The 13,777-nt window shown below is 46.0% G+C and carries 13 protein-coding genes; 7 read left to right on the top strand and 6 right to left on the bottom strand.

Annotated features, from left to right (window positions below; all coding sequences use genetic code 11):
* Positions 1-66 precede the first annotated feature (66 nt).
* Positions 67-1,905: a glycosyltransferase gene (locus tag ACO067_RS14160; protein ID WP_421875050.1), complete on the top strand. Its 1,839-nt coding sequence runs from the start codon at positions 67-69 to the stop codon at positions 1,903-1,905.
* On the opposite strand, the gene ACO067_RS14165 is transcribed toward ACO067_RS14160, so the two are convergent.
* Positions 1,902-3,038, bottom strand: a complete 1,137-nt coding sequence (locus ACO067_RS14165; protein ID WP_421875052.1) for an MBL fold metallo-hydrolase — start codon at positions 3,036-3,038, stop codon at positions 1,902-1,904. The two genes, ACO067_RS14160 and ACO067_RS14165, sit on opposite strands and share 4 nt — an antisense overlap.
* 271 nt (positions 3,039-3,309) lie before the next feature.
* Here ACO067_RS14165 and ACO067_RS14170 point away from each other — a divergent pair, with 271 nt between their 5' ends.
* Positions 3,310-4,311, top strand: a complete 1,002-nt coding sequence (locus tag ACO067_RS14170; protein WP_421875054.1) for a helix-turn-helix domain-containing protein — start codon at positions 3,310-3,312, stop codon at positions 4,309-4,311.
* 17 nt (positions 4,312-4,328) lie between these two features.
* Here the strand turns inward: ACO067_RS14170 and ACO067_RS14175 are convergent, their stop codons facing one another.
* The 4 genes from ACO067_RS14175 to ACO067_RS14190 form a co-directional block, all read right to left on the bottom strand.
* The gene (locus ACO067_RS14175) at positions 4,329-5,438 is read right to left on the bottom strand and encodes a DUF2911 domain-containing protein (protein WP_421875056.1); all 1,110 of its coding nucleotides are present in this window, start codon (positions 5,436-5,438) and stop codon (positions 4,329-4,331) included.
* A 28-nt stretch (positions 5,439-5,466) separates the two neighbouring features.
* Positions 5,467-6,063 carry an outer membrane beta-barrel protein gene (locus ACO067_RS14180; protein ID WP_421875058.1) on the bottom strand — a complete coding sequence of 199 codons (597 nt, stop codon included), beginning with the start codon at positions 6,061-6,063 and terminating at the stop codon, positions 5,467-5,469.
* Between the two features lie 349 nt (positions 6,064-6,412).
* Positions 6,413-7,573, bottom strand: coding sequence for a homogentisate 1,2-dioxygenase (locus ACO067_RS14185; RefSeq protein WP_421875060.1), 1,161 nt, complete (start codon positions 7,571-7,573; stop codon positions 6,413-6,415).
* 15 nt (positions 7,574-7,588) lie between these two features.
* Positions 7,589-9,220, bottom strand: a complete 1,632-nt coding sequence (locus ACO067_RS14190) for a S41 family peptidase (protein WP_421875062.1) — start codon at positions 9,218-9,220, stop codon at positions 7,589-7,591.
* A gap of 130 nt (positions 9,221-9,350) precedes the next feature.
* Here ACO067_RS14190 and ACO067_RS14195 point away from each other — a divergent pair, with 130 nt between their 5' ends.
* Genes ACO067_RS14195 through ACO067_RS14210 form a run of 4 tightly spaced genes read left to right on the top strand, consistent with a single transcriptional unit; the run spans position 9,351 to position 11,816 of the window.
* The gene (locus ACO067_RS14195; RefSeq protein ID WP_421875064.1) at positions 9,351-10,067 is read left to right on the top strand and encodes a hypothetical protein; all 717 of its coding nucleotides are present in this window, start codon (positions 9,351-9,353) and stop codon (positions 10,065-10,067) included.
* Positions 10,067-10,480, top strand: a complete 414-nt coding sequence (gene ruvX / locus ACO067_RS14200; RefSeq protein ID WP_421875066.1) for a Holliday junction resolvase RuvX — start codon at positions 10,067-10,069, stop codon at positions 10,478-10,480. Before ACO067_RS14195 ends, ruvX begins: the two co-directional genes overlap by 1 nt.
* The gene (gene def, locus ACO067_RS14205; RefSeq protein ID WP_421875068.1) at positions 10,477-11,028 is read left to right on the top strand and encodes a peptide deformylase; all 552 of its coding nucleotides are present in this window, start codon (positions 10,477-10,479) and stop codon (positions 11,026-11,028) included. Before ruvX ends, def begins: the two co-directional genes overlap by 4 nt.
* Positions 11,025-11,816 (top strand): amidohydrolase, encoded by a 792-nt coding sequence (locus tag ACO067_RS14210; RefSeq protein ID WP_421875070.1) that lies wholly within the window; start codon positions 11,025-11,027, stop codon positions 11,814-11,816. The genes def and ACO067_RS14210 overlap by 4 nt, the downstream gene beginning before the upstream one ends.
* A 184-nt stretch (positions 11,817-12,000) precedes the next feature.
* Here ACO067_RS14210 and ACO067_RS14215 read toward each other — a convergent pair whose 3' ends face one another.
* On the bottom strand, positions 12,001-12,381 hold the full coding sequence (locus ACO067_RS14215; protein WP_421875072.1) for a hypothetical protein: 381 nt from the start codon (positions 12,379-12,381) through the stop codon (positions 12,001-12,003).
* 29 nt (positions 12,382-12,410) lie between these two features.
* Here ACO067_RS14215 and ACO067_RS14220 point away from each other — a divergent pair, with 29 nt between their 5' ends.
* The gene (locus tag ACO067_RS14220; protein ID WP_421875075.1) at positions 12,411-13,682 is read left to right on the top strand and encodes a UDP-N-acetylmuramoyl-tripeptide--D-alanyl-D-alanine ligase; all 1,272 of its coding nucleotides are present in this window, start codon (positions 12,411-12,413) and stop codon (positions 13,680-13,682) included.
* Positions 13,683-13,777 lie beyond the last annotated feature (95 nt).

Consider the following 13,777-nt stretch of genomic DNA (forward strand, 5'->3'; position numbering starts at 1 on the left):
TGATTGCTATCCTTAAAAAACCCAGAATAATTGTTTTTCTTTATTAACAAAGAGAATTACGATTTTATGGCCAAATCATCAACTACCAAGCGTTTGACCAAAACTCAAACGTCCAATGCATTATTAGTGGAAATCGCCTGGGAGGTACTCAACCAGGTGGGAGGTATCTACACTGTGATCCGCTCTAAGGTGCCCACCGTGGTGCCCAAGTGGGGCAGTCATTACTGCTTATTGGGGCCGTACATGCCAGGAAATGTAGCTGCTGAATTTGAGCCAATAGACGTTTCTTCATCCGATCCCTATGGACGTGCGGTCAAAAAAATGCGTGATGCTGGCTATGTAGTTCATTATGGAGTATGGCTGGTTTCGGGTAGACCAAAAGCGGTTCTTTTTGATCTGGGCAGCGTGATGCACCGCCTGGGAGACATAAAATACTTGCTATGGGAGCACCATGGTATTTCTACACCGAGTGATGATCACCTACTCAACGATGTGTTGGCATTTGGTGAAATGGTAAAAATCTTCCTGTCAGAGCTGGCAGAGGTGAATGCAGGTAATAAGGAAATAATCGCTCATTTTCATGAGTGGATGGCCGCAACAGGTCTACCAGGTCTCAGAAGAGACAAGGTGCCGGTAAAGACGGTATTTACTACTCATGCCACACTGTTGGGAAGGTATTTGGCGATGAATGATCCGCAGTTTTATGACCATCTGCCGTTTATGGACTGGCAGAAAGAAGCCAGGCATTTCAATATTGAGTCCAATGTGATGATCGAGCGTGCGGCGGCTCATGGAGCACATATTTTCAGCACGGTCAGTGAGGTGACGGCTGCCGAATGTAGGCAGCTCCTGGGAAGAAATCCTGATATCATTTTGCCTAATGGTATCAATAATCAGCGATTCGAGGCATTGCATGAGTTTCAAAACCTGCATCTGGAGAATAAGAATAAGATTCACTCATTTACCATGTCTCATTTCTTTTCGAATTATACATTTGATCTGGATAAGACTCTTTACTTCTTTACATCGGGTAGGTATGAGTATCTGAATAAAGGATATGACTTGACGCTGGAAGCTTTAGCCAGGCTTAACCACCGACTACAGACGGAGAAGTCTGATATCACGGTGGTCATGTTTTTCATTACCAAGAGACCTTATTACAGCATTAACCCGGAGATCCTTCAGAGTAGGGCGCTGCTCGAAGAGTTTCGGCATACCATTGGTGCCATTCAAAAGCAGGTTAGTGAACGTCTGCTTTTCGATGCAGTCAATCACAAGGATACCAAGCTGCCAGAGCTCAACAAGTTTGTAGATGACTACTGGAAGCTGCGATTCCGTAGGACGCTCCAGAGCTGGAAAAGTGACAGCCTACCACCAATCATCACACACAATCTGCAGGATGACTCTACAGATGAAATCCTGAATTTCCTAAGATCCAGTAACCTGGTCAATAACAAGCATGACAGAGTGAAGGTGGTTTACCATCCGGATTTCATCAACTACACCAACCCATTATTCTCCATGGAGTATGGCCAGTTTGTGAGAGGCTGTCATCTCGGAGTATTCCCAAGTTATTACGAGCCGTGGGGCTACACGCCGCTGGAGTGTATTGCCTCCGGTGTACCGACTGTCACCAGTGATCTGGCTGGTTTTGGAGATTACGTACAGGAAAACGTGCCAGATCACGACAGAAGAGGAATCTATCTCGTCAAAAGAAATCAGAAATCATTCGATGAGGCTGCTGGCCAGTTGGCCAACAGGATGTACAACTATGTCCGTCTGAGCAGACGTGATCGTATTGATTTGAGAAACCGTACCGAGAGTTCTTCCACACTTTTTGACTGGAGCAACCTGGTCAAGTACTACGAGCAAGCTTACAAGCTGACAATAGATATGAAAGACTAGTTAGGCTTATACGCCTCCCACCATTGACCTTTGGGTAAGTCCTCTTGCTGTAAGCTGAATCCCTTGCCAATTTTAGGCGTGATCAACTCGATAGACTTAGCAGCTGCGGCTTTAGCCACACGATCTGCAGGGTCATACCACTCATGTGGAGCAAGAGAGAAGCCACCCCAGTGAATCGGCATCATTTTTTTGGCCTTGAGGTCAAGAGCAGCCTGCACTGTTTGCTCGGGCATCATGTGGATGTTGGCCCACTTGTCATTATACTGGCCGCACTCCATAAAGGCAAAATCAAATGGCCCCATCCGCTTCCCGATTTCTTGGAAGTGAGGACCGTATCCACTATCTCCGGAGAAATAGATTTTATTCGAATGTCCCTCAATGACCCAGGAAGCCCACTGGGTTTTGTTGCGGTCTCCTGTGCCTCTTCCCGAGAAATGCCTGGCCGGAGTAGCCGTAAACGTAAAGTGACCAAACTGAGCGGAATCCCACCAGTCTAGTTCGGTGATCTTAGAAGCCGGTACTCCCCAGGCCTGGAGGTGAGAACCCAAACCCAACGGCGTATAAAAGTGGCCAACCTGTTCTTTGATTCGCTTAATGGTGTAGTAATCCAGGTGATCGTAATGATCGTGTGAAAAGATCACCGCATCCAGTTGCCCCAATTTATCCAGATCAAATGGAGGCTTGTTTTTGAATCGCTTACCAAAGAAAGAAACAGGGGAGGAGTGCGGCCCCAGCATAGGATCCAGGAAGATGCGTTTGCCTTCTATTTCTAATAAGATGGCGGAATGACCATACCACGTTACGACTACATTGGAGTCACTTGGAGTGGGCTTTTCTGTGCCAAAATAGGTTTCAAAAGCTTCCTTCGGTGAGGTGTTTTTAGCTGAAATGGATTCTTTGAGAGCAGCCCACATATTGGAGAAGCTCATGTCCTGAATAGTCTCGATCTGATTGACAAATTGGTCTTCACCGTAGTTGGGGGAGGAGGAAATTTGCTGAAGGTGTTCACCACTTGGCTTAGCGCCAAACTGCGGTGCGAAATTGATAAATGCCATAACGCCGATGATGAAAAGGAAAATGATCGATAATACAATGGCCAGTATTTTAACTGGCCTGCTTTTTAGTAAGGTCATTTGATTTGTTGGAATGCTTTCAATCAGAAACGGATGAAGGAACAAAATGATTTGTACATGCACCAGTTGTCATTCTCGTAGGACGAATGAAGACGATGGATATTTTTAACATTCCAGGAAATTAGTGAATCACTGTAGAAGTTGGAAAAAAGTGATGACGTATCCACTTGTCGTTTTCCGGTTAGATGAAGAGAGACATCACTGGCAATTGATTCCTTTCTGCAAAAAGAATACTCCCAACCCAAACGGAAATTGAGCGTATGTTTTACTTATGGTTGAAATTGGGTTCTTAGGAGTGTTCGCTGGGATAGCAGTAGCTATTGCCTGCTTTTTGGCTTACTACCTGGTGACCCAGCTGCAGTCTAAAAACCCCGCGCTACTCTGGTTGGGACTCGCTATTCTGGCTGTAGGTCTTAGGGTGGCCAAGTCCATCGTCTTCTTCATTTTCTTTGGGATCTCACCCATTGGGCTCGCCCTCGGCTTCTTCGCACTGGCTAGTATTGGTCCTCTTTTTCTGACTTACGTCAAAATGGTCACGGACAAAGCATTTCGACTCACAAGCTCTTGGTATTTACATTTTTTAGTGCCGGTACTTGGTGCTGTCACATGCTTTGTCATCACGCCAAACCACTTAGAAACGACCCTGTATCAATCCGCTACTGCCTTGCTTTCTGGTTATCTGATCTGGAGTTTGGCAATTCATCTTAGAAAACACTACACTACTACTGAAGAGAGACAGTGGATGACTCAAGCCAGCATTCTCATGTGGGGTGCGTGGGCATCATTCGTACTGCAGCATGCCGCGGGCACAATTGTTTATTATGCTTATGGCTCCATCGTGACGGCCGGGTTTATCTTCTATTTCTTCACTCGCGTGCTGAAGCAGCCACCTGTTTTTGCCAAAGCTAAAAAGCAAGGGGTGACGAAGGAGGTGCTGGAAAAAGTAAGAGCCAGTTTTGAGGAGGAGCATGTCTACCATGAGAATGGTATGTCTGTGAATGTGCTGGCAAGCGAGATCAGCGTGCCGGCTTACCAGGTCACTCGAGCCGTACGAGAGCTGTATGACAAGACCTTCCCTGAGGCGTTGATCCATTTTAGAGTGAAGGCCTTTCAGGAGTTGATTACCAATCCGGATAATGCCAACCTCACTATCGAGTACCTGGCCGAAGTTGCTGGATTTAAGACCACTTCTTCTTTCTACAGCGCTTTCAAAAAGGAAACAGGTATGACCCCAACGGCATACCTGCATTCTGTTCGGTTGAAAACGGCCTGAAATGGCTGTCTCTCCAACTAAGCACCCGGGATTTTGTAGGTGCCGTCTTTGATCTCATTTTCGATTTCTTGCATTCGCTGCGCGAAGAACTCCGGTGCTTTCACCTCGCTGAAGAGTTTTAGTGCCGTTTTCTTTTTACCTAAAAAGTAATACCCAATGCTCTTGTTGAGTTGGAGATACCAGGTATCCGGGTAAGTACTTAAGGTTTTATCCAGTAGAGTTACCGCTTCTTGATACTTCTCAGATTTCAATAGAAAAATGCTGAAGTAGTTAGTTTGATCCGGGTTCATATCCATAACGATGGCTTCAGCGATCGTTTGGTCCAGTGCCGCTTGCCTGTTCAGTTTTTGCAACAGCTCTGCTTTGGTCTGCAGGTTGGAGGCGTTCTTGTTGGCGGCAAACCCATGATATCCACCGTTGATAGATCGCTCGGCCCAGGCAAGTGCTTCTTCTAAATTCGTGTCATGGTTTAAACACCATCTTGCTGCATCGTTCCATGCTTCCCAGCGGTAGGTGTTGATGCCTCGCAGCTCACTTCTGAGGCTGGTCACCACGGTTTCATTCAGGTCCACTGAGACCGTAAACGGAATTCGCCGATTGCCCCATTCCAGTCCGACTTTGACAGCATCTTCTTGCCAATCCAGAAATTCATAATCTAGCTTTTCCGAATATGGAATGGAATCTGCTGTGACGGACACTTTCAACGTTACGTCCTTATCCACATCCAAATAATAGCTGCCCCATTGCTGTGATGCATGCGCAAACAATAGCTGATAGGTGTCTCCTCTCGGGATGATGTGAAAACCATAGGTTCCTGATGCCAGTGGCTGCCCTTCAATTTGAACATCGGTAGAGAAGGTGATGGTGGTGTTCATGTTGGCACCTGCCCGCCAGGCGATCGGGTCACCATTCTGTGGGATGATGTTCGGGTTGTTCCAGATGTCTCTACCGCGGGTAGCAGGACTGTGGTAGGTGAGTGTAATGTCGGTCACTCCCAGCGTTTGTGTTTCGCTCACATAATTGCTCGCTTTAGGAATCTTCAGGGTGTGAAACTGTGCTTGCAAAGTAAGCTGACCACATAGCACAAGTGCAGTGATCAACAAGAGGTGTTTGAGTCTTTGATTCATAATTATAGTTTTGGTTTTTGATTACTGTTTAGAAAGCATAAAAGACGTTGACTTTCGTGTCAATGCCATTGTTGGTGTCCGGTAGTGCATCCATACTCGTACCGATCTGGAAGCGCGTGGACCACTGGTTACCAAAGCGGTTTTCATAGCCTAGCCCGACCCGACCGAAGTTTTCAAAATCGGTCTGCTTGAACTGGCTGCCATCCGGCATGGTGATGTCGATGTGAAAGCGGGTCTGGTTGAAGGCGAAGTAGCCCAGCAGCAGATGTTTATTTTCCTCACCAAGTGCTTTCCCCAATTGAAACTGCAAGCCAGACTGAGGCTTGATCAGGTAGTTGACAATGGCTTTGGCAGGATCGGTGGTGTTTTGGAAAGAGCCAAAGGGTTGGTTAAGCTGGGCCTCTATACCAAAAACCAGGTCATTGGCAAAGTGCCAGCGGTAGCCTCCGGTCACACCGAGTGCAGCACGCAGCCCGTCACCGATGGTTTCTTGTCCTTCTACTTGTGCCCCACCAAATAGGTAGTGGTAGTTAATGTCCAGTCCAATAAAGAATCCCTGAAATTCCTTTTGGGCTTGGGCTGCTATTCCTGCCAGAATGAGTAGCCCAATTAGTCCGTACTTCATAGGTCATGCGAGTGTTGATCTTCTCTGCAAGCTTACGGGCTATCTGTATGCAGGATGGGCTGGATTTGTCCAGATTTGGGGAATTCGGAGAAGGTTGAGGGACTGCCTGATCAGTTTATAGAATAGCATAAGTGCTATTGAGCGATCAGGCATAACATCATAGAAGTGACTCAGCTGATTCAAGCAAGTGACTCAATTGACTTACTCGAGTGACTCAGCTGATCTACTGGAGTGACTCAGCCGTGTCACTTTGCACTCTTGAATGGAGCTTGAAACACACGTGATTGAAGGCCAAACATGTGTTTGGTTTGGTCTCCATTGATGATCTCATTTTAAGGAGGAAATCGGCCTACTCCGTCCAGCTCATGGGATATTTCTCATCCACGTAGTTGAGGCCTTCTTCGGTCACATATATCGGTCCGAAGGTGTCCAACATGACGGCTATTTCCTCAGTTTCTTTGGCGCCGATGCTTTTCTCTACGGTGCCAGGATGTGGTCCATGTGGCAAGCCGCCAGGATGCAGTGTGAATGATCCTCTGTCGATTCCCTTTCTGCTCATGAAGTTTCCTTCCACATAGTAGAGCACCTCATCACTATCGATGTTGGAGTGATTGTAGGGAGCTGGAATCGCTTTTGGATGGTAATCAAACAGCCTTGGTACGAAAGAACAAATCACATAACCATGTGACTGAAAAGTTTGATGCACGGGTGGCGGCTGGTGGATGCGACCGGTAATCGGCTCGAAATCATGAATGGACAAGGCATATGGATACAGGTAACCATCCCATCCCACGATATCAAATGGGGACTGATCGTACTCGTACTGGTGGAGCATGTCGCCTTTTTTGATCTGCATCAGGTAATGGCCTTTCTCAGATTCTGTCACTAGCTCTGATGGTGGACGGATATCGCGTTCGCAGTATGGCGAGTGTTCTAGTAGCTGCCCCAATTCATTGCGGTAACGCTTCACCGTCTCAACCGGTGCTGCTGACTCAATGATCAATAATCTTAACGGACCTTCATCCCACTCAAACTTGTAAATGGTCGTTCGTGGGATGACCACATAATCGCCTGGCTTCACGCGCAGTTTTCCAAACTGCGAATACAACCATCCACTTCCATCGTGTACGAAAACGACCTCATCAGCATCAGCATTTTTGTAATAGTAATCCATGGTTCGGCTAGATGGATTGCACAGTGCCATGCTCACATCTTTGTTTTTGAGCAGGACTTTACGTGCTCCCAAGTAATCTTCACCAGTCACGCCTACACCATTCGTATTGAGGTGTGTCTGTTTCAATCCATACCCCTCAGCAATTTTCGACCCGAACGGGATAGGGTCTTTGATCCCTTTGATCCGAGTCGGAGGGGTGATGTGATACAGGTTCGAGTAGATACCAGAGAACCCTTTGGAGGACACTAGTTCTTCTGCATACAGACTTCCGTCTGGTTGTCTAAACTGGGTGTGTCGCTTAGGTGGGATTTCTCCAAGTCGATGATAGTAGGTCATGTTGTTTTCTCGGGGTTAATTTTTGTGTGCCAATCTATTGGCTTCATCCATCAATGTCAACGCTTTCTGGAAAATCTCATTTTGCTGGTTAAAGATTGGGTAGAAGCCGTCGTTGTTCCAGATATTTCTGGCGATAAATGCTTTCAGGTAGATTTGAAGGAGTTCCTTGCTCTTCTTGAACTGCGTGTCATTGTAGGTGACTTTATTTTGCTCTCCTACTTCGATCAGTCCCTGGAACATTTTGTCTGTGATATTAAAGTTGTCAATGTATTGTTGGAGAGACATTTTCTCTAGCTCACTTCGATGCTCATCCGCATAAATCAGGCTGTACTCGGCTACTGAATTGGAGTTGAACAGACGCGTCATATATGTGGAGTTGGCTGCAGTGTCCAAAGCCACAAAGTAGTCTGGCATGATTCCGCCACCGCCATAGACCTCACGGCCATTGTCTGTTTTGAATATGAGGCTATCGTTCACTTTGATGCTGTCTGCTGAGTACACTTCACCACTTTCGAAGCGTTCGTAAAATTCCATGTGGTAATCTTCCAATGAGCCGTCATATGGCTTTTGAATGCATCGCCCACTCGGTGTGTAGTATCTAGAAATGGTCAATCGCATGGCTGAGCCATCGTTTAGCTGGATTGGCATCTGTACCAGGCCTTTTCCAAACGAACGTCGACCTACAATCAATGCGCGATCATGATCCTGTAGGGCTCCAGAAACAATCTCAGATGCAGAAGCTGAACCTTCATCTAGCAGGACAATAACCGGACCGGATTCAAAATCACCTGTTCTTTCGGAAACATACTGTGAATTATGGCGAGCATCTTTTCCTTTAGTGTAAACGATCATTTGGTTTCCAGCGAGTAGTTCGTCTACCATTTTCACTGCCGGATCCATGTAGCCACCTGGGTTTCCGGACAGGTCCAGGATCAGTTTTTTCATCCCTGCTTTTTCTAGTTTATTGAGGGCTTCTTTGAATTCCATATAAGTGGTGGCAGCAAATCGGCTCACTTTGATGTAGCCGATCTCATCATCTACCATGTAGGATACATCCACAGAATACTGCGGAATTACATCTCTGGTAATCGTGTATTCTAGCAACTCACTGCTTCCCTTTCTTTTGATCTCTACCACCACTTCAGATCCTTTTTCTCCACGCAGGGCTTTGACCACATCCTGATTGGTAATGCCGATCCCGGCAAAGGTTTTTCCATCGACGGTAATGATCTGGTCTCCGGGCATGATGCCAAGCTTTTCGGATGGCCCTCCACTCAAAGGCGTGACTACACTGATGGTGTCTTTGAAGATGTTGAATTCTATTCCGATACCTTCAAAATTGCCCTCTAGCTGTGCCTGGGAGATTTTGAGGTCTTCGGCGGGAATATATACCGAGTGCGGATCTAGCTTGGTGAGCATTTCTTCTATAGCGGTTTCTACCAGCTCATCGGTACTTACATCATCCACATAGTCATTTTGGATGTGAGAGACCACCTGTCTGAATTTGTATATGCTTTGATAGAGTCCTTCAGAGTTGTTGCTTCCACCATCTGCCATGTTGGCTCCAATGAAGATGCCAATTGAAATAGCCGCCGCAATAAAGAGTGGAAGTCTAATTGCGCTTTTTGAATTTTTAGTCTCGCTCACCGTTTCTCGTCTTTTTAGAAAATTTAAATTTAGTCCCTTTATGGTCATTTGTAAACGAGTAACGATTGAAAAACGTTTCTAATCTAAATGACACTGGCACTTTCGGATCATATTGGTATCTTTGAAGATCATGCGGGTATTTGATTTAACCATAAGATCACTAGTGGATGAGAACTACATCTACGCCCGGGCACTGAGCTACCTCGGTGTGGAGTTCTACCTACACCCAGACAGAAAGCTGAAGGAAATCTGCGCTGAAAGAGGGTTGACCAAAAGCCAGGTACTCAATGCATTTTATTTGTTTGATCGGTCGCATCGATTCTCGTTTCAGGAGTTGAAAAAATATCCACTGGAGATTGTCATTGAATACCTGAAGCATACACATCATTCATTTATCAAGCATCGACTTCCCTACATTGCCCGGTTGGTTAACCAATATCCTGATCAGGATGATTTACAACTCATTTTCCCAGAATTTATTGAAGAGTTTATCAGCCATATCTACGAGGAGGAAGACACCATTTTTGAGTATATATCTACGCTGCTAGAGTTTCAAAAAGGCAAGCATGTCAACCCACAGTTTTTTCAATTGGAGTATGGAGACATTTGCTTGAAGACTATTCATAAGGATCACAAGGAAGAAGATGAGTTGGCGGGAATCCGTGCGCTGGTGGAGGAAACACCACATAGCGACTTGCATCGGCAGGTGATTGCCAAGGAGATCAAGGCTTTTGATCGGGAAATGTGGTACCATGCCGAGATTGAAAATAAAATCTTGTTTCCGAAGGCCATCGCTCTGGAAGCGGTGGTCAAAGAAAAAATCAACAACTTTTCTAAACTGAATTAATGCCGCGAATACTGGCTATTGATTATGGAGCAAAGCGAACGGGCCTTGCGGTGACTGACCCATTAGGAATGATCGCTTCTCCGTTGGAGACGGTGCGCTCTCATGATCTGTTTGACTTTCTTAAATCCTATTTTGAAAAGGAAGATGTATCCGAGGTGGTGATTGGCATGCCCAAAAACACTGATGGTTCGCCGACCAATGCTACACCGCTGGTGGAGGCAGCTGTCAACAGATTTCGTAAACTATTTCCTGGCAAGAAACTATTTTTGCACGACGAACGGTTTACTTCCCGAATGGCGATGGATGCGATGATTGCTGGAGGGATGAAGAAGAAGGACCGTCAAGATAAAGGCAACGTTGACAAAGTCAGTGCAGCCATCATTTTACAATCTTATTTAGAGACAAAAATATGATTTATCCAATAGTGCTCTTTGGAGACCCGGTATTGAAGAAGAAGGCAAAGGACATCCCACAGGGAGAGGATGTGAAAGAGTTGGTGCAGGATATGTTTGATACCATGTACTCTGCGTCTGGAGTGGGACTTGCAGCTCCGCAGATTGGAAAGTCTATCCGCTTGTTTGTGGTGGATGACAACCCAATGATGGAAGAGGGTGAAACAGGTATTAAAAAAGCATTTATCAATCCGGAAATCATTGAAGAGGATGGGGAAGACTGGGCATTTGAAGAGGGCTGTCTGAGCATACCCGGTATCCGAGCAGATGTGGATCGCCCGGAGGTTGTAAAGATCAAGTACTTCGATGAGGACTGGAATGAGCACGTTGAGGAGTTTGACGATATCCACGCACGAGTGATTCAGCATGAGTATGATCACATAGAAGGAGTATTGTTTACCGACTATCTCACACCGTTTAAGAAAAGATTGCTGAAAGGAAAACTAGCCAATATCAGCAAAGGCAAAGTGGATGCTGACTATCGCGTAAAGGTGCCGTCTAAGAAATGAGTGCTGAGCTAAAGATAGCGCTGATTCAGTCAGATCTTCACTGGGAAAACATAGATGCGAACCTGGCCATGTTTGAAGAGAAGATATGGACCATTCGGGAGTCGGTGGATTTGATTGTCCTTCCAGAGATGTTTACCACCGGCTTTTCCATGAACCCACAGAATCTTGCCGAGGTGCACAATACCAAAACCTTCAAATGGATGCAGCAGCAAGCTGCGCAAACCAAGGCGGTGATTATGGGAAGTATGATTGTCAAAGAAGGCACCAGTTACTATAATCGGTTTTACGCGGTGTATCCAGACGGGACTTTCAAAAAGTACGATAAAAAACATCGCTTTGGCCTGGCGGGAGAAGACAAAGATTACACTGCGGGAGAGGAACGAGTGATCCTAGAAGTAAACGGCTGGAAAATTTTTCCACTGGTTTGCTACGATCTTCGGTTCCCGGTGTGGGCTCGTTCCCGTAAGCAGCCGGACTCCTTATACGAATACGACTTGCTCATCTATGTGGCTAACTGGCCAGAGCCAAGAGTAAACGCATGGGACACTTTATTAGCTGCAAGAGCGATTGAAAACACGGCTTATTGCGTGGGTGTCAACCGAGTGGGTGAGGATGGCGTGGGTGCCAATTACGTTGGGCATTCGGCGGTGTATGACTACAAAGGAAATGCGATGGCCTTTTCTGAGAAAGAAGAAATTCTAACTGCCACCATCACCAAAGACGACTTAGTAAGTTTTCGGGAACGCTTTCCATTCCAGGCGGATGCCGATGAGTTTGAGCTTTCTTGACCACAGAGGAAGGGAGGGATCAGAGCTATAGTTTGTGCAATTTGGTCGTCATAAGTGAATGACAGGCTGAGGTTTTCGAAGCCTTTCTGTAATGTACATGTAACATTTCGAGTGCCTCAATGTGACATGCAACCATAATTATTTCATGTAGATTAGATGTCTGCCCGTCTACTAAGGAATGACGTTATCTTTTAAGCACATCCAATAATTCACTTTTTTCAACAAGCCTTCCCTCATGTCTTATCAAAAATGGTTTAATGCACTTAATGTCACTGAGCGTCAGCAGCGTAACCTGTTGATGCCTGATAGTTTGATTGAGAAACGAACCAGTTTTGCCCAGTGGGGAATCAGGCTCACCAGCAGCAATAATCCATAGCTGATCGGCTTTTATCAGTTTTGAAGCGTAGTTGAGAGTTATTGGATCGGAGAAATTATCCAACTCAAAAAAATCCATGTCTTCCGGCAACATAGACCGAATTTCAGTGCCAAGCTGATTTTCAAAGTCATACTTATGCAGATCATTTAGAAAATGAATCAATATCAACGCCTTGCTTTCTCCTTTCATGCCACGGATGGGGATATATTTGCAAGTCTATGCAAAGCTTCATCGAATTCCTCTACTCCCGGTTCCTTTTAAGTGATGGGGTATCCATCGATACCCGTACCATAACAAAGGATAATCTGTTTTTTGCGCTGAAAGGGCCCAATTTCAATGCCAATAAGTATGCTGAAAAAGCGCTGGAACTTGGAGCGGCCTATTCCGTGGTGGACGAGGAGGAATATGTTACCAATGACCGGATTATTCTGGCAGAAAATTCAGAAAAAGCGTTACAGGATTTGGCCATCTTTCATAGAAGCCGATTCAAGCGACCTGTTTTTGCCCTGACTGGGTCCAATGGAAAAACTACCACCAAGGAGTTGATCAATCTCGTCCTTTCTAAAAAGTACATCACTCATGCCACTCCCGGCAATTACAACAATCACCTGGGCGTTCCACTGACCATCCTTCACATCCATCCTCAGGTGGAGGTAGCGATCATTGAGATGGGTGCCAATCATGTGGGTGAAATTGCGCAGCTGTGCAGCTATGCGAACCCGACTCATGGACTGATCACCAACATTGGGCAGGCGCATACCGAGACTTTTGGAGGGATAGAAGGAGTCCTCCGTGGTAAGAGTGAGCTATTCGATCACTTGCGCCAAACAGGAGGTAAGGCATTCATCAACACGGATGATTTTCGATTGGAGAACATGGTCAAGCGGTTTGATGATCCGGTGTTGTTTCCACCGAAAGACCTGGAGTTGATCGAGGCGAATCCGTACATCATCATCAGGCTAGGAGATCAGGAGGTGACTACTAATCTGGTCGGACGCTACAACTATGGCAACATCGCCGCTGCGGTGGCGGTGGGTCGAGAGTTTGGTGTTTCCGATAATCAAATTTTAGAGGCTGTGGTGTCCTACACGCCATCCAACCAGCGGTCACAGGTGATCAAAAAAGGAACCACGATCATCATTAACGATTGCTACAATGCTAACCCAACCTCCATGAAAGCCGCTCTGGACAATCTAGAGTCCATGACGGGCAAAAAGGCAGTAATACTGGGAGAAATGAAGGAGCTCCAGGATGCAGTAGACAGGCATCTGGATGTTGGTCGATGGATCAAGCAAGCCGGATTTGATCAGGTGATTCTCATCGGGCGACACATGATAGCAGCAGAGCAATTGCTAGAGAATGTGTTTTGGTTCGAAACGGTGGAGGCTGCAAGGCCTTATATCGGAAAATGTGATTTTGCTGGTCATACCGTTCTGATCAAAGGGTCTCGAAGCGTTGGACTGCAAAAAGTGGCGGAGATGGTGGGGTGATATTGAGCCAACCTTCAGAATTTCCTCAGACTTATTCAGGAATTGTATTTGTTCTAGAATAAATTTCATTTATCCTTGCGGTTACAGCTATAATT

This window comes from Marinoscillum sp. (assembly GCF_965229915.1).
Classification (GTDB): Bacteria; Bacteroidota; Bacteroidia; order Cytophagales; family Cyclobacteriaceae; genus Marinoscillum.